Consider the following 23,222-nt stretch of genomic DNA (forward strand, 5'->3'; position numbering starts at 1 on the left):
CAGGGTGCGGGGCCGGCGGTAGTATACGCGCCACGTTGACAGGGGCAACCCAGTTAACAAACAGTTTGATGCGGGGTGGAGCAGTCTGGTAGCTCGTCGGGCTCATAACCCGAAGGTCGTTGGTTCGAATCCAGCCCCCGCTACCAATCCAGAAAAGCCAGCTTTTGCTGGCTTTTCTCGTTTCCGGGGCCAGTGTTTTGTTCTGGCCCTGATTCTTGCAAGGCAGGCCAGTTTTACTGGTCTGCCTTTTTTGTTTCCGCTTCTCTGCGATGTGCCGGTGTCCCCTCAATTCCTTTCGATTTCCGTCTTGCATTATGGTGACGGAAAAATGACGATTTTTTATCTATAAAAATGACATTTATCGCATCATCATCGGCGTCGATTTTATAGAATTTCACAAAATCGACGGAAATATGGTGGTGAATAACCGTGAAACGCGTCATTTATATGTCAAAGGCATGGATTGCCGCGTTGTTGGTAGGGATGGTGCTCGCGGGGTGCGGCGGCGGTGGTTCCGGGGGTAGTGAATCCGCGACTCAATCTGGCAGCCTACCCAATACCGGAAGTAGTGTTGGCAGTGCTCAGCCGGTTGCAGAGCGCTCTGCTGTATTGAGCTGGTCTGCGCCTATGACTCGTGTAAACGGTGAGTCGATCGCGATGGGAGAGCTGGACAGATACGTGATTCGTTACGGGCAGGATGCTGATGATCTGTCCAGAGAGATCACCGTAGATGGTGCCAGTGGTGAGGCAGAGATGTCCTATGTGGTCGATAACCTTGACTCTGGTACCTGGTATTTCACGATTCAGGTTCAGGACACTGCCGGTCTTCTGAGTGAGCCCTCTGAGCCGGTCAGCAAGACCATCCAGTCTTGAGCAGGCATGCCGGTTCAGAACATCGGGTCTGCGATTGGTAGCTTCAGGGTGAAAGTGGTGCCTTCACCTGGCCGTGAGTCTACGCTGATCTCGCCTCGGTGTTTTTCCACCACCGTTTTAACGAATGAAAGCCCCAGGCCGGTGCCGTGCGCTCCGGCTATCTCGCTGCGCTTCTGTCGATGATAGCGGTCGAACAGTAAGGGCAGCTCCTCCGGATCAATGCCATAGCCCTCGTCCGATATGGCCAGACAGGCCAGATGCGCTGCCTGATAGACGTGAACGCTGACTGCGGAGTCCGGGGGGCTGTATTGCACGGCGTTGGTCAAAAGATTGATGACGGCCCGTTCCAGAAGCTCTGCGTTGCCTTTTAGCCACAGATCCTCGGTGCCGTTCAGCAGGATCGAAATGCCCTTTTCCTGGGCCTGCTCGCACACACTGTCCCGAGCATTCTCAACAATCGCCAGAAATTCGCACTCGTAGAACCGGGTTTCGGTTAATTGGTCGGCACGAGCCAATTGCACAAACTCTTCTGCCAGATGATAGCTGCGCCGTGCCAGCCGCCCTAGCTGGTCGAGTTGTTGGGCATCGATATGGTTGGGGTCCCGTTTCAGTTGCTCGATCAGGGCCAACTGAGAGACCAGTGGTGAGCGGACATCGTGGGAGATAAAGTCGATCGCTTCACGATGCTGGCGTTGCTGCTCCCGAAGTTCGGAGATGTCTGAGATGTTGGCAATAATGCCAAACTGGCGACTGTTTTGCAGGGCAAAAGGTGCCAGGTGGATGAGAAAATCTTTACCGTTCAATGTCAGGTCTACGGTTCGGCTTTGTCTCAGGGTCAGCGCCTCTGAAATGGTTTCGAACCAGGGCGGCAAGTCCCGGGGGTCGTGGCCATCAAGGAGGGTGGCCAGGGGCATGCCGCTGAGGCTTGGCATAGGCTCGCAAAACCAGTCTTCAATGTGACGGTTGGTAAACCGTATAACGCCTAATTCATCGGTCACGATGATGCCATCGGGCATGTGCTCGAAGCTGTGGCGAATAAACGCCTGCATTTCTGCCAGCTTCTGGGTGGCAATGCGCACTTTCTCGATCCGGGCCGAAATGTTTTCCCGGGGCCCCTTCTGGCGTTCACTGTCTGCATGGGGCTCCAGCTCCAGCTGGTTCAGATAGCGCTGGATGACCTCCCGACTGAGGTCGTTCGGCAGTGTCAGGCCGAGCAGGTAGCTGGTGCCGCCACGAATCAGCGTTATCCAGCTTTGGTTCTGCTGGTGCTCCCACCGTCCTGGCGTTTCCGTGGGCGGGGCCTGGGCAAGGGTCATTTCCTGTACTTCCAGCAGGTCATCCTCTGCGGCCAGCAGCCATCCGGGTGGGTGGAACAGCGCACGCAAGTGCATCAGCAGCTGGTGAGGATGCCGGTTCGAAGGTTCAGGCAGGGATAGCCGAGGCGTTCTGGTCATCTCGTCCAGTTGCCGGTTGAGAAAGCGATTGGTCATGGCAAGCCGGAGTGCGCTGGCAATGGGCATCGCGGCCATCGGCAGAATCAGGGCGTTCGCTACTGACAGCTGAACCCGGGCCCCTATCAGCACCAACACGTAACCGGCTACCAGCCCTGCGGCAATGGTCGCACATGCCAGCAAGGTGGCAGCAGGGCGCAGGCGAGGCAAAAGCAGAGCTAGCAACAACAGTACGAGCAGGTTCAGTGCGGGTGCTGCCCAGGGCTCCGCCGGCACGATCAGTATATTCTGCTTGCTCGCGGAATAGACATTGGCATGGAATTCCACCCCGGACATTGGCCGGCTCAGACCGGAAAACGGCGTGGGCAGTATGTCGCCAAACCCCGCAGCGGTAGCGCCGACCAGGACGGTTTTGCCGGCAAACTCCTGCGGTGAGGGCGGGTGGCTCAGCACGCTCGCGTAGGAGTAGGTGGGTAAGGTGCCGGCCCCGCCTGCCAGGGGCACCAGCCGATAATCCTCCCGGACGTTGATGTAGTTCGGCAATTGCGCCTGCATCTGATTCGACATTGGCAGGTGAGCGGCGAGTGACAGGGTCGGCCATAATCGGCCGGCAAGGCCGTTGTACAGATAGAGCCCGCGGGCGACGCCATCTGTGTCCAGCTCGATATGGGCATGCCCGATTGCCCCTGCGGCACCTGCCAGGCTGGGTGTGGGGAGTTGTTCACTGATCAGCCGTTCCCGGGTTGGAGCGGTAAGATAGGCTGGTAGAACAACGTTGCCATGGCGGGCCATGGCGCTAGCCAGTTCCTCATCGCCCGGCCCGGCTTCCGGAAACAGGATGTCGAGCACAATGGTTTCTGCGCCGGCTTGCCGCAAGGTGTCGATCAGCGAGGCATGAAGACTTCGGTCCCAGGGCCATCGGCCAACCTGTTCCAGGCTGAACTCATCAATGGCGATGATGGCCACCGAATCATCCATGGGCGCTGGCCAGGTTGTGATCGCCCTGTCATACATCCAGTCGTTGATTCGACTCGGCAGCTCCGTTGCCTGAATCAGTAGCAGGGTGGTGACGAGTAGCAGGCCCAAGGACCACGGTGTTGTTGTTATCGGTAACCAGTCCCTTCGCATCGGCCTTTTTGTCGTAGAAGGTTAGTCGAGATACAGCTCCCTGCCCGGGCCCCAGCGACTGGCAAGAGGGCCGTCAGAAAGCGCTTTGACGCGGACAAAATACCTTCTTCCGGGAATCAGGCGCAAGGCCGCAGTGGTATCGGCGATATCGGCTTCCTTGATGATATTGCGAAACGCCGGCTCTTCAGCCAGTTGCAGACGGTAATCCGTGGCGGTGTCGATGTTTTCCCAGAACACCCGAACCTGGCTGTCCAGATAGTTCACGCTGATAATCCGAACTGGCGGCAGAGTGCCGTTAACAACGATCTTGCGCGGCTCGGAGGTGGCAACAGAGCTGCCTCCTGCCTCCGTAACCACGCGCCAGTAATACTGGCCGGGGCTCAGGGGGCGCGAAGGAAGCGCCTGGCTTTCCGGCGCCCACTCGCTGGTTGTCACCAACTGCCGGAAACTGTCATCCTCGGCGATCTCCACCCGGGCAACTTCGTTGGCGCCATTAAGCTGCCAGCGGAATTCCGGCATGTCGTCGTTCACGCTCTCGCCATCAGCCGGTGCGGTGAGGTCCGGCTTTTTTGCCTGAAGGTCTACCTCAAGTTCCGCGGTACCGGGCATTCCGGCAATACCGCGCTGATCAATCGCGGCGAGCTGGATTTCGTAGCGGCCATTGTCAAGTTGGGCGATGTCGAAACGGGTGCCAGACACATCACGACTCTGTACCCAGGTGCCTGATGCCTGGTCAAAAATGTCCAGCCGGTAGGCCGGGTAACCGCCTGCCTGCCAGGACAGTTCGGCCGGAAGCTGAGTAAGCACCGATGGCAAGGGATTCATGGTTGGCGCTGGCGGAAGCTGTCGAATATTCAGGGCGCCTCCGTTGGCGGTGGAAACACTCGCGCCATAGCCGGCTGGAATGCGGCGGGTGTTGCCTGGCTGGCCGAAGTCCACCACACCTTCGGTAACCTGCACGCTGCTGCCGTTGGTGGTGGCTTGAATGGCAAATACCGTACCCCGGACCGCGGCGACAGCGGATGGTGTTTCGATTTCGAAACGGGCTCCGCCCTCAATGACCGGGCGAACACGGGTGTGAACCTCGCCCCGTTGCAGGCGAAGCCGGGTGTCGACCATGCCCGATTTGCCAAACTGGGTCAGGCGATTGAGCATGAGGCGGGAGTTCGGGGAGATCCGGAGTTCCGAGCCGTCGGCCAGTTCAATGGTTGCCGATCCGGCACCGGAGAGAATTTCGTCGCCAACCCGGACAATCGAATCTTCGGACAGAGGGAGTTTTCGCCCATCCATTCCGGAGATCTGTTGCACGTTGCCGGTGACCGCAATCACCCGGGCCGGTTCGGGCTGACGTTTCAGCCAGTTTACGGGAATGCGCAGGGTATCCCCGGCGCCGAGTTTGGCGTTGCTGGCCAGGCCATTATGCTCCAGCAGTCGTTGCTGTGTGGTCTGCTGGGAAAGCAGCGTCTGGGTTATGCTCGCAACCGTATCACCCTGGCGTAAGGTATAAACCCACTCCGGGGCATTGTCCCGTTGTTGGCTGCCGGATACCGCAGAACCCCGTGCGATTGACAGCTCCGCGACAGTGGTCGCTGGTACCATGAATGCCAGTGCAAGGAAGGCCAGGGTTTTCAGGTGCTTGCTCAGAGCGTCAGGCATTTGCAGTGTCATCGTTCCGAATTTCGTTTGCGTCACCGGGCTTGATGGCTTCGAGACGATAGCCTCGCTGGTAGATGGTCTTGATGCGAAATCCGTTTTCAGGGTTGAGCCCGAGCCTTCTGCGAAGGCGGCTCATATGCGTATCCACCGTGCGGGTATTGATGTCCCTGGTCAATCCCCACACCCGCTCCAGCAGCATTTCGCGGGTGAGCAGGCGGCCCTGGTTCTGGAACAGGAACAGGGTCAGGTCGAAGTCCTTGTCGGTGAGCGTTAGTGGCTCCCCGTGCAGGAGAATTATGCGTTGGTTGGTGTTGATCTCGAAGGGTCCGTAGACCAGAACCTCCTTTTCGATTTCCGGGTTGCTGCGGCGGGCCAGTGCATTGATGCGTGCGACCAGTTCAGCCGCTCGTGCCGGTTTGGCGATATAGTCGTCGGCGCCGGCATCCAGGGCACGAACGATGTCGGTTTCACTGTCACGCTGGGTCAGGAAAACGGCCGGCACAGGCCAGTTCAGCTGTGCCCGGATGTTCTCCAGTACCTCAATTCCGGTCATGTCCGGGATCTGCCAGTCCAGAATGATCAGATCATAACTGCGGTGCAAAACGGCACCGAGAAACGATTGGCCGGTCGGAAAGCTGTCACAGTGATGTCCTTTCTCTGAAAGGATGGACTGGATGTGCTGCGCCTGTTCGTGTTCGTCTTCCAGCAGAGCAATGCGCATTAAGCCTGGCCCTCGATCGTGTTGCCTGGTTTATATACCGTAGCGCAGAGCCCTTGGTCAGACCCTGCAGTGTCGGGGATTATCCCAAAAAATGAGTTCCCGTTCAGTATCGTTATGTAGAATTCCGTAAGTCCACCGCAGGCCGGCCGTTGTGGTCATCAACTGTTTGTCGGCAGCCGGGGAAATTGCTGCAGCCCCAGAACCAGCCTTTTTTGCTTTTGCGCCGCACCAGGGGCGAGAAACAGTGGGGGCAGGGTACCGGTTTCTGGCTGGTTCCGTCCTCGGGTTGATCGTCTTCCAGGGGGCGGGTGCCCTTGCAGGCGGGGTATCGGGTGCACGCAAAAAACGCACCGAACTTGCCCTCCCGTTCAACCATCGGTGCCCGGCATTTCGGGCAATGAATGGCGGTGTCTGGTGTCTCTGTATTCGCCAAACCCGCAGCGGGCGCTTGCGCCATGAATCCGCGGATTTCATCTTTGAGGGATTCCAGAAACGCTCTTGGGTCCTCTTCGCCCCGGCGAACGCCTTCGAGAGTGGCCTCCCAGACAGCCGTGCGATCCGGCGTACGAATCGATTCCGGTAGCGCAGCGATCAGGGATTTCCCCTTGTCGGTGGCGCGGATGAAGCGTTTTTCCCGGAACAGGTAATCGCGCCGGAACAGCGTATCGATAATGGCTGCGCGAGTCGCTTCGGTGCCAAGGCCATCGGTTTCCCGCAGCGTTTTTCTCAGCTCGTTGTCGGCGACAAAACGGGCGATATTGGTCATGGCCGATAGCAGCGTGGCATCGGTGAAGTATTGTGGCGGCTGGGTTTTGCGCTCGTTAGTCTGGGGATCAGTGCAAAGGACCGGCTCGTTTTTTTCCAGTCTTGGCAACGGAGCTTTTTCCGGCTCTTGCCCGGGTTCCCGCTTGCGGATTTCCAGCGTTTTCCAGCCTGGCTCGATCACGGCTGTCTCGGTGGCGCGAAAGCGATAGTCCTGAATCGCGACCGTCAGCCGGCCTTCCCGATGCACGGCGTCAGGTGCAAACTGCATCAGATAGAATCGACTGATCAGATCGTAGATTTTCTGTTCGGCCGAAGACAGCTTGCCGTTTGGTGCGGGCCGCACTGTGGGAATGATTGCGTGGTGAGCATCCACTTTTTGGTCATTCCAGGCGGCAGAGCGGCGGTCTGTCCCGGTTTTCTCGCAGAATCCGGACAAATCCGGGGCGACACGGGCGATGGCACGAATCACCGCCTCCCGTTGGCTGAAATGCTCCTCTGGCAGGTAGCGGCTGTCTGACCTTGGGTAGGTAATCAGCTGATGGCGTTCGTACAGGTTTTGGGCGGTGTCGAGCACGTCTTTCGCGCCCATCCGGTATAGTCGGCCGGCCTCTATCTGGAGTGCAGACAACGACAGAGGTAACGGCGGCGGTTCCGGGCGATCGCGAAACCGGGCTTCATCAATTCTGCCGGGTCGACCGTTGCTGGCGGCGACAATCTGTTCGGCTACCGACTTGTCCAGCAGCCGGTTTTCTTCATCCAGATGATCCTGAAATTCGTCACCGGGTAACCAGCGAGCAATGAATGGTCGCTGGTCGGCCTCCGGCTCGCTGGCCCGGAAGGTGGCTTCGACCCGGTACCAGGGCCTGGGCTGGAAGTGCTCGATGGTGTTGTCTCGATCCACCACCAGGCCCAACACCGGAGTTTGCACCCGACCCACGGAGAAGACGCCCTGTTCGCCCCGGGTTTGATATCTGAGGGTATAGAATCGGGTGAGATTGATGCCATAGAGCCAGTCGGCCCGCTGTCTCGCCAGCGCAGAATGGGACAGTGGGCGGAACTCCCGGTTGTCTCGGGGGTTCTGTATGGCGCGGGCTACCGCCTTGGGGGTAAGGTCGTTGATCAGTATCCGTTTTACCGGTGCCTTGGTGCCGAGATAGCGCAGGACTTCGTCGACCAGTAGCTGGCCTTCACGGTCGGGATCACCGGCGTGGGTAATGAGATCGGCCTTGCGAATCAGAGCTTCGAGCACTTTGAATTGCAGGCGCACGCTGTCTTTGGGCACCAGTTGCCAGGGTTCGGGGAACATGGGCAGGTCTTCAATGCGCCATTTTTTCCAGGCCGGGTTATAGCGGGCCGGCTCGGCGGGCTCCAGCAGGTGGCCTATACACCAGCTTACCGTGGCAGCGTCCGGTCCTTTACCGCAGCGTATCCAGCCCTGGCCTTTCTCGTGGGGGCCGGGAAGTGCGGCGGCAATGGCTCGGGCCAGGCTTGGCTTTTCGGCGATGTACAGGTGCATGGGTATCTGGGGGTTGGTTGCTGGCAGGGGAATGTGTCGCTTTGGCGCTTTTGTGTCAAGGGCTTCGGGGTTCCGAGGCGTACTGTAGTAGACTGTTTACACAGCAGGTCGGGACATTGATGCTTAAAGTCCGGAGTAGGTGTTTTATGAAAGTACAGAAAAGCATAGAGGAAAAGCTGGTCGCGGGCTTTAACGCCAGCGTGATTTCTGTGGAGAACGAAAGCCATATGCATTCGGTGCCACCCAACTCTGAAACTCATTTCAAGGTAACGCTGGTATCAGCGGATTTTGAAGGGCAGATGAAGGTGCGCCGCCACCAGGCAATTTACAAGGTTCTGGCGGATGAACTGGCGGGGCCGGTGCATGCTCTGGCATTGCATCTGTATACGCCGGAAGAGTGGACGGCCAGTGGTCAGGCATCTCCGGCTTCGCCCAACTGTATGGGCGGGTCGAAAGGTGATGCATCAATGGACAAGAAGCTTCAACAAGGAGCTAATGGATGAGCCAGTTTTTTCAGATTCACCCGGAAACGCCGCAAAAGCGTCTGATCAAGCAGGCGGTGGAGATTTTGCGCAAGGGTGGGGTGATTGTCTATCCCACAGATTCAGGCTACGCACTGGGCTGTCACCTTGGTGACAAGCAGGCGGCAGACCGTATCAAGCGAATTCGGCGCCTGGACGACAAGCACAACTTCACCCTGGTGTGTCGTGACCTGTCAGACATCGGGGTTTATGCCAAGGTGGACAATACCCAGTATCGGTTACTGAAGAATTTCACGCCGGGCCCGTACACCTTTATTCTGGACGCGACCAGCGAGGTGCCTCGCCGGTTGCTGCATCCCAAACGGCGGTCTATCGGCATCCGGGTTCCGGACAACGAGATTGTTCGGGAATTGCTGGGTGAGCTGGGTGAGCCGATTATGAGCAGCACTTTGATTCTGCCGGGTGAAACCGAGCCGTTGACCGATCCTTACGATATTCGCGAGACCCTCGGGCATGAGCTTGATCTGATTATTGATGGCGGCTTCTGCGGTATGGAGGCTACCACGGTGGTCAACTTTACCGGTGATGTGCCTGAAGTTACGCGGGTGGGTAAGGGTGATCCGGCCCCGTTTCAGGTTTGATCTGATTAGCAGTTACCCCCGGGCTTCAGGCCCGGGTATTCAGGCTGAAGGCGTAGCGTTGCTGCGCTGTGATACCCGTCTCGGCGGGTGTGGCGGTGCGTCGAAGGCTGTCATAGCGGTGGATGACATCTTGCAGTCCATTGAACTGCTGGTTTTCGCTGAGCAGTGAATCCAGCAGGGAATTATTCACGCCATAAGCCTGATTAAGCTTGAGCGCATTATCCATAAAGTGCAGGGTGGGTTCGGTCACGCTCAAGCGGCTTAACGCCTCACCAAATCCCCGGTTGTTGTTGAGATCCTGTTGTATCCTCTCCCGCACCTGGTCGGGAATTTTGCCGTCCAGCTGAATGCTGCCTTGCTCGGTTTTGCTCACGCACAGCGCCGTTGCCGGGTGTACGTTGTATTCGGCAAGTTTGTGCCGCAGAGTTTCGCGAACGTAGGACAAATCCTGGGCTACCGTCTGTTTGTACTGGGTCAGTGGCAATTGCCGGGTTTTCTGGCTGGCCGGGTTGCGATTCTGCCATTGGGATGGTGTGAAGCGGTCGTCAGTGCTGCTCTGGGGTTCGTTTGCGGTGGCGCCTTCATTGCTTTTACCGGCGGGTACGTCAGTGCGTGGCGCACGGTTGTCCATGGCTTGCTGAAAGCGCGTGCTGGCCTGTAACAGTGATGTCAGCAATGACATGGTTATCTCCCCTGTACGGAAAATCTCTGCCGGATACCACGGAATTAGTCCGTGTCGCACCAGACCCTGCAGGTTTCGGGCCAACATGCCTTGCCTTCTGGTTTGAGTGTGCCGGGACGAATGTAAAACATTGCAAGGAATGACATAGCGGGCGCGTCCGGATGATCTGCGTCATAAAAAAATTGATGCATATCTATAAAGTTATGCGCCAATTCGCCGTCATTACTCTTGGATGTCCAGATCATCTTCCGTTGTCGGGGTCACATGAAAAAACAATACTCAATCCGTTTCCTGTTATTGGCAGCACTGGCTGCGGCTTTCACCGTCATTCTCGTGTTTACGGTTGTTTACAGCGCGCAGTCCCAGCGAGCCCACCTCGAAGAATACAGCCACAAATACGTGGATGGTCTGGCAAAGTCCTTTTTCGATGGCCTGAACACCATGATGGTGACGGGCACCATTAATAACCGTGATGTTCTGCGCGAGAAGGTGATGGCTCCCGAGGACGTACTGGATGTTCGGGTGATCCGCAGCGATCAGCTGAATGCCATGTACGGTGCTGGGAATGCTGCCGAACAACGCCGTGAGCCGCTGGACATGAAAGCGCTGGATGGTGAACGGGTAGAGCACTATTCGGAGAACGACGCGGGTCGTGTCTACACGTTGATCGAGCCGGTTATTGCCAGCGAAAACTATCAGGGCGTGAACTGCCTCGGCTGTCACCAGGCCCAGGAAGGGGACGTGCTTGGCGCTATTCGGGTCGACTATTCTTTGGCGGAGAGCGACGCGCGCCTGCAGCAGCAGTTAATGGTGAGTGGCGGTATCCAGATTCTGATCTTTGTGGTTATTTTCATACTGACTACCGTAGTGTTGGGGCGCCTGGTGTTTTCCCGCTTACGTCGGCTGCACGACCGAATGGATGAAATTTCCCGTAATTCGGATCTCTCCATTGAACTAGACGTAACCCGAAACGACGAGATCGGCTCGGTCTCTCGTGCGTTCAATCGGATGGTCGCCAAGATCCGCGCCAGCATGCATACGGTGATGGACAACGCAGAACAGGTTGAAGCGGCGGCCCGCACCATTGCCGGTAAGGCAGAGACCACCGAGCAGGAAGTGCTGGCCCAGAAAGACAATACCGACCAGGTGGCCAGTGCCACCACCGAGATGGCCGCTTCCGCGGTGCAGGTTCGAGAGAATGCGGTGACTACCGCACGGAAATCGGCCGATACCACCAAATCGGCAGAAACCGGAGAGCATCTGGCTAGAAATGCGGTTCAGGGTATTGAGTCTCTGAACGCGGAAGTCCAGAACGGTGCGCAGCGCATTGAGCAGTTGGATCAGCGGACAACGGAAATGGCCTCACGGCTGGAGCTGATTTCCGAGATTGCCGACCAGACCAACCTGTTGGCCCTGAACGCGGCGATTGAAGCGGCCAGAGCTGGTGAGCATGGCCGGGGATTTGCCGTGGTCGCAGACGAAGTCCGGGCGCTTGCCTCGCGCACTCAGGCGTCCACTGAGGAGATTCGCCAAACCATTGAGGGGCTGAAAAAAGAGGTGGTGGATTGTGTCGGTACCATGCGCCATGCCTCGGAACTTGCCCAGCATCAGGTGGATTCAATTCTGAAAGTGGAAACCGAGCTGCAAACCATTGCTGCAGCGGTGCGTGAAATCACGGGGCTGAATGAGGAAATGGAGAGTGCGGCTAACGAGCAGAGCGAAGTGTCGGACTCCATCAATCAGAACGTGATTGAAATCAGCCGCTCTGCCGAGCAGACCTCCAGCGATGCCCAGGAGACCGCGCGAATTGCAGGGGATCTGCTGGCCATGGCGGAAACCCTGCGCAAAACCATCGAGCAGTTCCGCCTGTCCCAGAGCTGAAATGGGCGATATACCGGGGCACTCAGCCCCGGTGATCAGACACAAACGGATTGGTGGCGCGTTCCTGGCCAAACGTAGACATGGGGCCGTGGCCACAGATAAAGCTAACGTCATCCCCGAGCGGGAACAGCTTTTCTCGGATAGAGTGAATCAGGGTGTTGTAATCGCCTTTCGGGAAATCCGTGCGGCCAATGGAACCATTGAACAGCACGTCACCCACCTGGGCCAGTTTTGAGCCTCGATGGAAAAACACCACATGGCCAGGGGTGTGGCCCGGCGTGTGCAGTACTTCCAGGGTTTCATTGCCAACGGTCACTGTATCCCCGTCTTCCAGCCATCGATTGGGCGTGAACACCTCCGGCGCCGGAAACCCGAACATCTGTGCCTGCATGGCCAGGCCCTGAATCCAGAAGTTGTCGTCCTTGTGCGGGCCTTCAATGGGCAGCCCCGCTGATTTGGCTAGCTCCGCCGTGCCGCCGGCGTGATCTATGTGGGCGTGGGTGAGAAGGATCTTTTCCAGAATCACGCCTTCGTCCTCGGCTGCCGCCAGAATGCGATCCAGGTCCCCGCCAGGGTCGACCACCGCTGCTTTGTGGGTTTCGGTACACCAGAGCAGGGTGCAGTTTTGTTCAAAGGGTGTGACGGGTACGATCTTGTACTTCAGCGACATACTGTTCCAGTTTGTTCAGATTTGATTTTGCGGTAGAGAGCATCCGGGGCAATGTCTGCTTCGTTGGGCCAGCAGATGGCTCCGAACTCATCAACTTTTGCTTGAGCAAAGAATGCCGGGTCTTTCAGGGGCTCGAACATCGGGCCAAACAAACGATCTGCAAGGCTGATCTCGCCGTGAGTACCATCATCGAAGGTGACGGCCAGTACGTAATCGGCCTTGGCTTCCACATGGGTGACTCTGGGCATGCTGTTCATTCCAATGGCTCTATCTTCTTCAGTGGCTGGTGCAGCTCGGCAAGGCGCCAGTCTGCGATAAGGTCCTGCCGGTGTTCAAAGGCCCATTCGATAACCATCGCTTTGGCTCTTTTGGGCAGTTTGCCCTCAACAATCTCCAGCGTTTCGATCAGAATGATGGCCTCGTGTTCCCCATAATAAGCGTGAAAATGGGGAGGATTATGGTCATCGTAATACATCCGTATCAGAATGCCGAAGAATTCACTGATGGTTGGCATGGGCCCTCCGTGGCTCATAAGGTGTCATATTTTGGTAGACCGATAATAACAATCTGCGGACAGGTGAGCTATTGAAGAACTACCTCCAGAAAATCCTTCAGGGCCAGGCGATTAACTACGAGGCCTTTCTGAAGAAGCTGCCGGATTCCCAGCGTCGGCGGCATCGGGAGCTGTTCGCAACGGAGAAGGTTGGCGCCAATCGCTGGCAGGTAACCATTCTTGATGAAGCTGCGTTTGCGGAGTTACATCGACAGGCCGCTTCACCCGTTAGCAGAGTAGATGCGGCGAAGAAGGGCGATTCCCACCGCCACGGCACCGATGTGAGTTTTCTGCTGGTATATCATCACGCCCTGACAGGCAACCGGCCGGATTCGGTGGTGATTACCGGAGATTCGGTGGATATCGGTTTTCGGCCAGCGCCCCGGGTGCTGGTGGTGGAGAATGAGCGAAATTTTTATTACTACCGACAGATGCTGGCCTTTGCCGGTGACTGCCTGGGCCAGACAGTTGATCTCACAAACAGCGATGTCGTGCTCGGTGGCGGCAATCGGATTACCGGTACTGCGGATTTGAACTGGCTGACCGGTTACGATGAGGTGCTCTGCGCCTTTGATTACGATGCCGGCGGCCTGCAGATGTTTTCATCGGTGCGATCGGCACTGGGCGACAAGGCCTGCTATCTGCAGCCGGCTGACTGGCAACCTTGGCTGAGCCGTTTCCGCAAAACCCCGGACTCCACCGAAAGGTTTACAAAAGCCCTGTCGCTGGCGGAAGATCTGGAGTTTGTGTCGCTGGCGCAGGCCTTCCGGGCCACCGGCAAATTCATGGAACAGGAGATGATTCTGGATGAGTGATTCACAGGCGAGCGCGAGCACGTTCACCTTCGGCATTCGCCGCCTGGTGCTGGTGGACTCCGCCGGCTTCTGTTACGTGGAAATTCCGGTAGACAACCACGGCCTGATTCTGGGGCCGGGCAACCTGGGTAAATCCAGCTTGCTGAACTCCCTGCGCCTGTTCCTGTTGCCAGAGAATAACTTCAAGAACAGCCGCAAGAAATTTGCCTTCCGCAACGCCAGCGCCGGCAGCTTCTACACCAACGAAGAAAGCTTCCAGCACTACTTCCCCAGCCAGTTCAGCTTCCTGATTATGGAAGCGGAAAACCCGGCGGGCAGCCATTGCCAGATCCTGTATCGCGACAACGCAAGCCAGCTTAGCTACGGCCGGGCCTTTGTACCGGTCAGTTACGACCAGTTGCGACCTTTGTTCTGGAACGGCGACGATGAAGATGGCATTGGCCAGGCGGTGCCGGAGCTCTCATTCACCCGGCTGTCGGAGGCGCTGAAAAAGCTCTCGAAAGAGACCAGGCTGGTCAACGACCCGGCCAAACTGAAAACCATGCTCTACAGCAGTGAGTTGATGAACGCCGACGCGGTGCGTTACTCCGTGCTGCCCCTGGGCGAATCGGACGAACGCCGGGTGCAATCACTGCGCACCCTGATCCTGCTGCTGTTCGAGATGAAGGCGGACGATCAGGCCATGGCCAACGCCGTGGCCAGCATTATCGAAGCGGACAAGAAGTTTGCTGACGATGCCTTTGACTTCAACATCGATGATTTCCTCAATCGCCACGATCAGCTCAAGCAGCAGCAAAGCCAGCTCAACCGTATCGAGAAAGAGCGACACCGGTTTGAGAAGCTGAACCGGGACTACCAGGCCTACCAGACCCTGCTGCGCAGCCAGCACGAGTTTGCCGCCTTCCGGGACGGGGTGACCAACGCCTTGGCCGATATTGCTGCCAAACGCGGGGCGGCGCTTGAGGCTTTCAACGAACAGAACGACACCCTGCGCCACGTGCTGCAAACCCTGAAAAAACTGGAGCAGGAGGCCAGCGGCCTGAAGGGCGAGATTCGCTCCGCCGATCGGCGTATCAAGCAGGCCGAACAGAGCCAGAAAGACGGTGAGCTGCTGATCTCGCAGTATGGCGATATGACCCTGCAGGAAATTGCAGAGATCCAGACAGAGGAGCTGGAAAGCAAGAAAGGCCATCTTGCTGCCCTGAAAAGCGCCGCCCACGCGGAAATCCGACTTGAGCAGATTCAGCGCAAAAAGCAGGATCTGGAGCGCAAGCTGGAAACCCTGAAAGACCGGGAAAGCAAGCAGCAGTGGCAGTTGCAGAACCAGCTGGACGAAACGACCGCCGCGCCTTTGCGGGCGGTTGATCCCCGGCTGATGATGGCAAGCCCCGGACAGGATCTGGATGCCGATAGCAAAGCCACCATTGAAGCCTTCGCTCGCCTGTTTGCCCCCAACGATCGCGGCTTTGACTGGTTTGATACTGAATACCAGAGCCAGCCTGCCCGGCACACCAATTTTGCCGAGCAACGCCAATATATTGAAGGTGAACTTCATGGTCTGGAGAAAGAACGCTCAGAGCTGGCCGACACCGCCAACCAGGAACACGACCGACCTCAGTTGATCGAGCGCACGGAGAAAGAAATCCGGTCTATCGAGAAAGATCTGGAAACGCTCCAGCGCTACCCGGCGGCGGCCACCACCCTGCGGGATGCCACCGAGGAGAAACAGGCGGCGGAAGAACAGCTTGCCAAGCTCGACGAGCAGGCCGGACTGGAGCAGGAAAAACAGGACGCGGTTCAGGCGAAAGCCACGAAAGCAAAAGCGGAGAAAGATCGCATCGAAGAGCGGGAGCGCGAGCTGGCGGCCCTGAGTAAAAGTGTCGGCACTGTGGAACACCGCTTCCCGCACCTGAGAGCGGTGGAAGCGGAGCAGCCGCTGAACATTGATCGCGTATCGGCGGCCGCCTTCGACAACCTGCAAAGCCAACTGGATGATCTGGAAGAGCGGCGCCGCAACATTCTCGACCACCTTCGCCAGTTTGTGTACCTGGGTATCCATGAAGACACCGAAGGCGAATTGCAGAAAGACAGCCCGGCATCATCTGTTATCCGAAGCACCTTCAAGAGCCTTTCAGATCTGTTCGCCGGCATGGCCGAGCGCTGGAGTGTACTGGAGCAGCAGGTTGGTATCCATAACGAAACTGTGGCCAGTTATCGTCAGGCCCTGAAATCCAATCATGAACACATCGCCCGCTTTGAGGCCCAGCTCAATCGGGAGCTGGACGGCGTTCGCATCAACGATCTGGTGGAAATCCGGGTGGATATTCACACCGATCCGAAATTCCGTAACTTGGTGGAAGAAGCCAACAACATTGATCCGTATGGCAATAAGCTTCAGTCCGATGCTTTCTACGACCGCCTTAGGGTGTTTGTAGCGGACTTTTTCGGGGAGCAGGGCGGCAGCAAGCGCCTCACCATGGATAAAGTCATCACCGGCATTTCCTACCGCACCCGCAAGGAGAACGCCGCCAATCTGGACAAGAAAGGCCAATCCACCTCTACTACCGCGCTGATCAACCTGGAGCTGGTTTACCGCCTGCTCAAGCGGGTGCTGTACCCTGGCGTGCAGCTGTCATTCCCTATGGTGCTCGACGAACTGGCCAGCGTGGATATTAGCCAGATGCCGTCGTTGCTGGAACGGCTGCGCAAGCAGGGATTCAACCTGTTCTCTGCCGCTACCCACAGCGCCAGCGCCGAAGTGATCTACCTGATTGGCCGGCACCTGGAAGTGGGGCAGATGCGCACCGCGCGGCCCTACAGCAAGGAACGCACTCTGGTGTTCTGGGGCGGCGCGGAAGGTTTTACTGGTGGTGAACCGCTGAGCCACTGGGCAGACCAGACCCAGAACAGCTTGCTGGAGCCGGTGGATGAGTAAACGCTTCAGCACCCTGGACACCACCCGGCTGCTGTTTGAGCACCCGAAAATCCTGTTCCGGATGATCGAGCGCATGGACCGCAATGAAGCCCGGTTCATCCGGGAAAGCGACCTGGTGGCCGAGGTGATGGATTACACTCGAGGCCTGGGCAAGGCCGATCGGGAGCGCGTGCGGCTGGCCCTGAACACCGACAATCTGTTTCGCAGTGGGCTGATCATCGACATCATCAAGGCCGACGGCGAACGCCGGCTGGTATTTCAGGACGCACTGATCAATCTGATGCGGGCCTGTAACGCCTCGCTCTACCAGGAGCTTACTGACGCCCGCCTGCGCGGCCATCTGGTGACTCTTCGGGATGTGCGCAATCGCCTGGAAACCAGCAGTTTCAGTGATGCTGATCCGGATTACACCGAGCTGCGGGACGATCTGAACGAGCGGGTCAGCCAACTGATCGGCCTGTTGCGCCAGAACGTATTGCGCATGCAGACCATCAGTGCCCAGCTGGCGGACCTGTCCGGTGATGCCAGCCGGGCGCCGGAGAAGTACCTGGAGTTCCGCCAGAATCTGTTTGAGCAGATCGTGACCCTTTATGAACGCCATATCAAACCCACGCTGGTGTTCCTGAACCCGGACACCCGGCTGCCTGACGGCAGCAATCTGTTCGAAACCCTGGAAGCCATGGTCCGCCTGCTGGAGGGCCACGATGACCACAGCCTGGCGGATCAGCTGTTCCGTTCCTCTATCAGCCTGAACGCCCTGTACAAGCCCATTCAGGCGGTGGCCCAGGAGGTCGAACACTTCCTTCGCAAAACCCGCCGGGGTATGGCTCAGTACAACGCCATGGAGCATTTCTACGGCAAGCTGCGTGCGCTCAAAGACGACACCGAAACCCTCAGCCTGCGCCGAAAATGGCTCGAAGGCGGCGATTTTGCCCGCAGCACCGGCTTCCTGGTGGGCCTGCGGGCACAGCAGCGGCCCAAGCATTATGCCTTTGGCCAGTCGTCGAGCTACTACCAGTTGTTGTTCAGCGAACTGGAGCTGCGCCTGAGCGATCTGCGCCGCCAATCCGAAGTGCCGGTACTGCAGGAAGTGGCCGGAAGCGGCCGCGAAAGCCGGGTAGACCTTCAGCGCATCAACCAATTGTATAAGTGGCTGGAAACCCTGGAATTGCGGCCCACGGCGGATCTGGTGCGGGAGCTTCACGGCCGGCTGGATGGCTTCATCCCGGGCTACCGTTTTGCGGACCTGCTGGCAGCCCTGAACCGGCTGGTCAATTCGCCGCCGGAGGGTATGCAGGTGACAACCACTAACCGTTTCCGCACCCTGGAACAGGCGCCGGACTGTGAACAGTTTGTGTACCGCAAACGACGCCTTGAAACCAATACGACTGATACAGAACAAGAGCCAGACCATGCCTGATTTCGTGGAAACCCGGGATACAGAGGGCCCCCTGAACGAGCAGGGCGCGACCAGCTTCGAGCAGATCCTGCCGGCTCACAGTGCCGCCATCTACCGGGAGTTCCAGGCTGGCCGGGTGATTGTCCGGGATGTGTGGGACAACAACCGCTCGGAACTTCGTGCCAACCCCCTCTACAACCTGCTGTATAACCACCTGTCTCACTTCCGTACTTTCTATGAGCATCTGGGTAGCGACCTGGTGTTCAATGAAACCGGCGCCTTTTTCTTCCTGAAAGATAGCAGTGACGACGAAAGCGAAGAGCACGATGAAAACGCTTTCCGGGTGCAGGTGGTATTGCTTCTGATCGGCCGTTACTTTGCCCGAAGCGGCAGAGATCTGGATTACCTGGGGCGGCCGGAAGCCGGTTTAAACGAGCAGGATCTGGCAAATCTGGGGGCGGATGAGGAGTATCAGGACATCCTTCGGGCCGCCCGTTTCGAGAAAGGGTTGAGCGAAGCGCTGGATTACCTGGAAAAACGGAACCTGCTGTTTCGCTCCGGGGCGGGGCGCTATTTCCTCAGTTCCGCCGGCAGCTATTTCCTGCACCAGTTGGTACAGGAGTATGAGCAGAGTTAGTTGCCGGTCAGGCAAACGCCAGGTTGTTCCTGCCGCTGGTTTTCACGGAATACATGGCCTTGTCGGCGGTGACCAGTAGAAGCTCAGCGGTCTGGCCGTTGTCCGGGTACAAGGCGATTCCCACCGAGGCACCAATGTGCACAGTCTGGCCCTGAATGTGAAACGGCTCATTCAGCACCTGGATCATTTTGCGAGCAATGGGTTGGGCATCGGCATCGTTGGTCAATGGCCCGGTTATGATCACGAACTCATCCCCACCCCGGCGCCCCACCACATCATTGGCCCGAATACTGTGCTTGAGCCTTCTCGCGACATTCCGTAGCAGCTCATCGCCAGCCTGGTGGCCCATGGTGTCGTTTACCGGTTTGAATTTGTCCAGATCCAGGAACATCAGGGCGAAGTGATGATGCTGGCGCCGTGCCTGCTCGATGGCTTGTTCTAGGTGGGTTTCCAGGGCCGTGCGATTTGGCAGGCCAGTGAGTTTGTCGAAATGTGCCAGCCGGAACATCTGCTTTTCTGCCTGTACCCGTGCGGTAATATCGCTGAAGGTCAGGATCAGTTGCTGGATTTGTCCCCGGGCATTGCGTACCGGCGAAACCGTCAGCAGGTTGGGGAACGGATCATTATCGGGCCCGGTCAGCCAGACCTCGCCTTGCCAGGCATTTTCCGCGACAAGATGCCGGTGGATTTCTTCCCGGTCTATCTCCTTGCATCTGTCACTGTCGATAAATGCCATCAGGTTTGTATTGCGAAGTGTCTTCGTTGTTGCGCCGGTAATCTCGTTGAAGGCCGGGTTAGCACGAATAACCTGTAAACCGGTGTCACAAATCACGATGGCTTCGTGGGTGTGGTTAAAGACCTGCTGGGCCAGCCGAAGCTCATCGGTAGACCGGGCAATCTGGGAGGCCTGGTTGGCCAGTGCTTGCACAATCGGCATCAGTGAACGCCAGACCATTGTGCCGGCAAGGGCGGAGAGCATGAGTATCAGCACAACACTGATAACAATGTCTTCAATCACTTTACCGAACACACTGGAAGTCCTGGCATTCATATGGATTTCCCAGCCATATCCTTCCACTAGTCTTATGAATGCCAGCACACGGGTGCCGTCTGGAAGCGAAGCCTGGAAAAAGTCGAGGTCTGGTTTGTAATCGATACCTTCCTGTTCGGCCAGGCAACCATTGGGTGTTGTCAATTGAAACTGATGACTGCCCTCGGTCCAGATCAGTCGCCGCGTTCTCTCGACATCAAGCAGGCACAGACTGGAGTCCGCATCCACGCGAAAGATGGGAATCAGTGAGGAGAGTTCGAACAGCAGAAGATCATAGCCTACGATCTGTTCATCCACGCGTATCGCAGCGATGACGTGCAGTAACGGCCTCGCTTCGTTACTTACCCCTACCGGGTAAGACTGGATATCAAGCCCGGAGGGCATAGGCAGGTCAGCGGGAAGCTGATCGTCCAGAGGCCCGACGCGCACAACTTCGGCGCCACTGGCATCAAACCGGACGATGGCGGCAAGGTTGTCGATGTTTTTTGCGGCATCGTCAAGCCTGGGGCGAGAAAAGGTCCGCAAGTCAGCGAGTGCCAGGTTTCCCCTGTTGTATTCGACCATAACCCGCGCGAGCTCAGAGCGACTGGCGGTTTGTCGCGCCAGATCCTGATGCTGATCGAATACCGCCCGAACGCTCTCGGCCTTGGCATCGGCCACCAGGCTCGCAGTGTCTGCGGCCTGGGTATGGATCTGATTGATCAGGGGGGTGGAGACCACCACGGCAATACTGATTCCAGTGAGAACAACTGCAACGATGGCAGTGGTGATAATGCGGCGTTTCTGCTCGAAGATATCCATAGGTGCCGTCGGACGAAAGCGAGGTTATAAGGACATGGTATCCGTTTTTTGCAACGGGTATACCCACCTAGAGTTGTTTTCTGTAACCGATGTTGACATGTGTCAGCCTTCATGTTTGAGATTTTCCATGTAGACTGAGGTTTTTATAGCAGGAGTACTGAATGACAGAGCCCGCACTGTTCCAGTCCCGGCCCAGACGGCGGATATTGTGGCTGGCGCTTTTCTCGTTGGTGGTGGCCGTTCTGGTGTCAGTACGCTTGCAACCGCAACCGGTTGAAGAACGGCTTGTGCGCCTGCATGCCCAGAATGAATTCGGTACGGAATCACCGCTGCTGGGCGAAGCCTTGGCTCTGCAGGCGCTCCTGCTGGATTACCGGGACGACCGCCTGCTGTTGCTGAAAGCTCAGGCCGCGTTGCAGGTATACCCCGAGTGGACCAGGTTTGTAATGGATCTGTTTGGTGAAGAACCGGAATTTCGGCAGGCCCTGCGAGCCCATGGCGAGTATCTGATGCCTCCTGTGATGCATTTTTATCAGAATCCGGTTGGCTCGATTGAGATGATGAACCGGGTTGCCGGCACCGGTAAAGTCCTGACGCCGGAACAGCGTGCCTGGTATGCCGTCAACTTCGCCAATAAAGAAGGGCAGGATTTCACGGGCCAGTTCGTGGTGGGGGCCGATGGCAATAACATAGAGTGGATCTGGACGGAGCGGATTACAGAGGGCATTACGCAGTTCTTCACCAGTGGCATCCGGACTCTGGAATCCCGGTACCGTACCGATCAGCCGATCCGCATGGAAGATGTCGGCTGGGCCGCCGTAGACGCGCTGATTATTGGCAGTGCGGTGAAATTCCTGAAAGCCGGTCGGGCGGCAGCAGGTACTGCAAGAGCCTCGAGTGTCGCCGCCCGTTCCGCGGCCTATTCTTCCCGCCTCGCGCGGGCCGGGCGAATGGCTTCGGTCATGGTTAGCAACGCAAAGTGGCCCGCTGCGGTGGCTCTGGTCTATGTCGTTGTCAAACACCCCGCCTTACTGAACGACGTATTCGCCGGCGCTGCCCGGGTACTGGGCGTGCCGGCCTGGATGGTGCAGATACCAGGATGGTTCCTGGTAATGCTGCCACTGCTGTTGCTTACGCGCTGGCTACTGGCCACTGTGCTCTGGTTGCTCCCAATAACGTGGCTCCGGGGGCGGAGGCTCAGATAGTGCGCACTAACCGGACGTTGCGGTTTTTCAGGACCGTCGTGGCCTCCTTGAGTTGCTCAGAACTGGAGGCATGCACGGTCAGTACATACTTGCCCTCCTTCAGAGCCGACTGCGCTTTGGCAACATAGGGAGTGTGGTCAGGCCGGAGCGTAACGCCTCCAGCCACCAACAGGCCAAGTATCAGGCCGAGCGCCGCAAGAACGGCTGCGGCAACCACGCCATTCTGGGCAATAAACCCCACGCCGATAGCGCTCAGTATCAGGAACACAATAAAGCCTGCGACTGCACCGCCGATACCGAGCCAGAGATGCGAACGCACCAGCGTTTGCCATATGCCCTGATTCTCTGGCTCCAGCTCTTCACCCGAGTGTTGGTCCTGGGGGCTTACAACAATGACTTGCTCGTGATCCAGACTGGTTTCCTGCGACAGCACCCTTGCAACGCCGTTGGCATCGGTTTCTGTCTCGAATATTGCGGCTACTTTATGGGCTTCCTGTTCACCGGTAATACTCACTGAGGGTTTCATGGAAAGACCTCCTGAGTGTTTCGCCGAGGACCAGATCCTCGTCAAAACATAGCGGCTTCATCAGTAACCCTAGTACACCTGAACCTGTATTTCGAATGACCGTATGGCAACAAACCGATCGGGAATCGCCCGCCATCCCCTAAATTACCACGCCAGCCAGATTGTGTGACGGGCGCCTTTACCCGGACGCAGGGCTCTCACAACAACGGGTTCCACCGAAAAGCCAGCGCGCCGCAAGCGTTCGGTAAAGGCCTGTTCCGGACCGGCCGACCAGTAGGCGAGAATGCCGTCGTTGCTCAGGGATTTCTGGGCGGCGGCGATGCCTTCCGGAGAGTAGATCCAGTTGTTTTCTTTACGGGTAAGACCTTCCGGACCGTTATCCACATCCAGCAAGATGGCGTCCCAGTTGCCATCGCCCTGCCGCAAAAGTTCTGCCACATCGCCAATGTGAACGGCGGCTCGGGGATCGTCCAGAGGGTAGCTGGCGGCTGCGCCCAATGGTCCGCGATTCCAGGTTTCTACCTCGGGAACCAGCTCTGCCACCGTCACCTGAGCCTGATCGCCTGTAGCCGAAAGCGCTGCCGCCAGGGTAAAGCCCATACCCAGCCCGCCAATCAGGATCCGTGGCGCGGGCAGATGGCTCAGGCGTTCACAGGCGAGGGTGGCGAGTGCATCCTCCGAACCATGTAAGCGGCTGTTCATCAGTTCACCCGGGGCGCCTGCAATCTTGATGGAAAACTCGTCATTACGTTGCAGCAGTCGCAAGCAGGTGCCGTTGCCGGGGATGGTTGCGGTGCCAATTTCGTTAAAGCGGGCCATGGTTGGTTTCCGGTA

Annotated in this window: 20 protein-coding genes and 1 tRNA gene; 10 read left to right on the plus strand and 11 right to left on the minus strand. The window is 57.6% G+C overall.

Going from position 1 to position 23,222, the window contains the following annotated elements:
* Positions 1 to 69: 69 nt before the first annotated feature.
* Positions 70 to 146, plus strand: a tRNA-Met gene (locus Q675_RS26105).
* A 337-nt stretch (positions 147 to 483) separates the two neighbouring features.
* Positions 484 to 873, plus strand: a complete 390-nt coding sequence (locus tag Q675_RS38620; protein WP_413771516.1) for a fibronectin type III domain-containing protein — start codon at positions 484 to 486, stop codon at positions 871 to 873.
* Between the two features lie 14 nt (positions 874 to 887).
* Here Q675_RS38620 and Q675_RS26115 read toward each other — a convergent pair whose 3' ends face one another.
* The 4 genes from Q675_RS26115 to Q675_RS26130 all read right to left on the minus strand — a co-directional run bounded on the left by Q675_RS26115 (position 888) and on the right by Q675_RS26130 (position 8,110).
* Positions 888 to 3,452 (minus strand): CHASE2 domain-containing protein, encoded by a 2,565-nt coding sequence (locus tag Q675_RS26115; RefSeq protein WP_031211249.1) that lies wholly within the window; start codon positions 3,450 to 3,452, stop codon positions 888 to 890.
* 21 nt (positions 3,453 to 3,473) lie between these two features.
* Entirely contained in the window at positions 3,474 to 5,108 is a 1,635-nt protein-coding gene (locus tag Q675_RS26120) for a FecR domain-containing protein (protein WP_023011008.1), read from the minus strand.
* Complete coding sequence (locus tag Q675_RS26125; RefSeq protein ID WP_011785989.1) at positions 5,101 to 5,829, minus strand: response regulator transcription factor; 729 nt, start codon at positions 5,827 to 5,829, stop codon at positions 5,101 to 5,103. The genes Q675_RS26120 and Q675_RS26125 overlap by 8 nt, the downstream gene beginning before the upstream one ends.
* A 112-nt stretch (positions 5,830 to 5,941) precedes the next feature.
* Positions 5,942 to 8,110, minus strand: a complete 2,169-nt coding sequence (locus Q675_RS26130; protein WP_023011009.1) for a DNA topoisomerase 3 — start codon at positions 8,108 to 8,110, stop codon at positions 5,942 to 5,944.
* A 146-nt stretch (positions 8,111 to 8,256) separates the two neighbouring features.
* Between Q675_RS26130 and Q675_RS26135 the strand changes: the two genes are divergently transcribed.
* Together Q675_RS26135 and Q675_RS26140 are read left to right on the plus strand one after the other, a co-directional pair.
* On the plus strand, positions 8,257 to 8,613 hold the full coding sequence (locus tag Q675_RS26135; protein ID WP_023011010.1) for a BolA family protein: 357 nt from the start codon (positions 8,257 to 8,259) through the stop codon (positions 8,611 to 8,613).
* Complete coding sequence (locus Q675_RS26140; RefSeq protein ID WP_011785986.1) at positions 8,610 to 9,233, plus strand: L-threonylcarbamoyladenylate synthase; 624 nt, start codon at positions 8,610 to 8,612, stop codon at positions 9,231 to 9,233. The genes Q675_RS26135 and Q675_RS26140 overlap by 4 nt, the downstream gene beginning before the upstream one ends.
* A gap of 25 nt (positions 9,234 to 9,258) precedes the next feature.
* On the opposite strand, the gene Q675_RS26145 is transcribed toward Q675_RS26140, so the two are convergent.
* Entirely contained in the window at positions 9,259 to 9,915 is a 657-nt protein-coding gene (locus tag Q675_RS26145; protein ID WP_023011011.1) for a hypothetical protein, read from the minus strand.
* 264 nt (positions 9,916 to 10,179) lie between these two features.
* Here Q675_RS26145 and Q675_RS26155 point away from each other — a divergent pair, with 264 nt between their 5' ends.
* A complete protein-coding gene (locus Q675_RS26155) occupies positions 10,180 to 11,796 on the plus strand; it encodes a methyl-accepting chemotaxis protein (protein WP_023011013.1) in 1,617 nt (538 codons plus the stop codon).
* A gap of 22 nt (positions 11,797 to 11,818) precedes the next feature.
* On the opposite strand, the gene Q675_RS26160 is transcribed toward Q675_RS26155, so the two are convergent.
* From Q675_RS26160 to Q675_RS26170, 3 genes are read right to left on the minus strand one after another with little or no spacing between them, the layout of a single operon-like run.
* Positions 11,819 to 12,466, minus strand: coding sequence for an MBL fold metallo-hydrolase (locus tag Q675_RS26160; protein ID WP_014421981.1), 648 nt, complete (start codon positions 12,464 to 12,466; stop codon positions 11,819 to 11,821).
* The gene (locus Q675_RS26165) at positions 12,457 to 12,714 is read right to left on the minus strand and encodes a DUF2442 domain-containing protein (RefSeq protein WP_014421980.1); all 258 of its coding nucleotides are present in this window, start codon (positions 12,712 to 12,714) and stop codon (positions 12,457 to 12,459) included. Before Q675_RS26165 ends, Q675_RS26160 begins: the two co-directional genes overlap by 10 nt.
* 5 nt (positions 12,715 to 12,719) lie before the next feature.
* Positions 12,720 to 12,980, minus strand: a complete 261-nt coding sequence (locus tag Q675_RS26170) for a DUF4160 domain-containing protein (RefSeq protein WP_022992877.1) — start codon at positions 12,978 to 12,980, stop codon at positions 12,720 to 12,722.
* Between the two features lie 71 nt (positions 12,981 to 13,051).
* On the opposite strand from Q675_RS26170, the gene Q675_RS26175 reads away from it, so the two are divergent.
* Genes Q675_RS26175 through Q675_RS26190 form a run of 4 tightly spaced genes read left to right on the plus strand, consistent with a single transcriptional unit; the run spans position 13,052 to position 18,805 of the window.
* Positions 13,052 to 13,834, plus strand: a complete 783-nt coding sequence (locus Q675_RS26175; RefSeq protein ID WP_023008801.1) for a Wadjet anti-phage system protein JetD domain-containing protein — start codon at positions 13,052 to 13,054, stop codon at positions 13,832 to 13,834.
* Entirely contained in the window at positions 13,827 to 16,769 is a 2,943-nt protein-coding gene (locus tag Q675_RS26180) for a hypothetical protein (protein WP_023011014.1), read from the plus strand. The genes Q675_RS26175 and Q675_RS26180 overlap by 8 nt, the downstream gene beginning before the upstream one ends.
* Positions 16,762 to 18,189 (plus strand): hypothetical protein, encoded by a 1,428-nt coding sequence (locus Q675_RS26185; RefSeq protein ID WP_023011015.1) that lies wholly within the window; start codon positions 16,762 to 16,764, stop codon positions 18,187 to 18,189. Before Q675_RS26180 ends, Q675_RS26185 begins: the two co-directional genes overlap by 8 nt.
* Positions 18,182 to 18,805, plus strand: a complete 624-nt coding sequence (locus Q675_RS26190; RefSeq protein ID WP_023011016.1) for a condensin complex protein MksE — start codon at positions 18,182 to 18,184, stop codon at positions 18,803 to 18,805. The genes Q675_RS26185 and Q675_RS26190 overlap by 8 nt, the downstream gene beginning before the upstream one ends.
* 7 nt (positions 18,806 to 18,812) lie before the next feature.
* On the opposite strand, the gene Q675_RS26195 is transcribed toward Q675_RS26190, so the two are convergent.
* Complete coding sequence (locus Q675_RS26195; protein WP_023011017.1) at positions 18,813 to 20,657, minus strand: sensor domain-containing diguanylate cyclase; 1,845 nt, start codon at positions 20,655 to 20,657, stop codon at positions 18,813 to 18,815.
* Positions 20,658 to 20,818: 161 nt separating this feature from the next.
* On the opposite strand from Q675_RS26195, the gene Q675_RS26200 reads away from it, so the two are divergent.
* Positions 20,819 to 21,862 carry a hypothetical protein gene (locus Q675_RS26200; RefSeq protein ID WP_023011018.1) on the plus strand — a complete coding sequence of 348 codons (1,044 nt, stop codon included), beginning with the start codon at positions 20,819 to 20,821 and terminating at the stop codon, positions 21,860 to 21,862.
* Here Q675_RS26200 and Q675_RS26205 read toward each other — a convergent pair.
* Entirely contained in the window at positions 21,855 to 22,388 is a 534-nt protein-coding gene (locus tag Q675_RS26205; protein ID WP_022992883.1) for a hypothetical protein, read from the minus strand. The genes Q675_RS26200 and Q675_RS26205 overlap by 8 nt on opposite strands.
* 144 nt (positions 22,389 to 22,532) lie before the next feature.
* The gene (locus Q675_RS26210) at positions 22,533 to 23,207 is read right to left on the minus strand and encodes a spermidine synthase (RefSeq protein WP_022992884.1); all 675 of its coding nucleotides are present in this window, start codon (positions 23,205 to 23,207) and stop codon (positions 22,533 to 22,535) included.
* Positions 23,208 to 23,222: the final 15 nt, after the last annotated feature.

The sequence above is a fragment of the Marinobacter sp. EN3 genome (assembly GCF_000475315.1).
In the GTDB taxonomy this organism is placed as follows: domain Bacteria; phylum Pseudomonadota; class Gammaproteobacteria; order Pseudomonadales; family Oleiphilaceae; genus Marinobacter; species Marinobacter nauticus.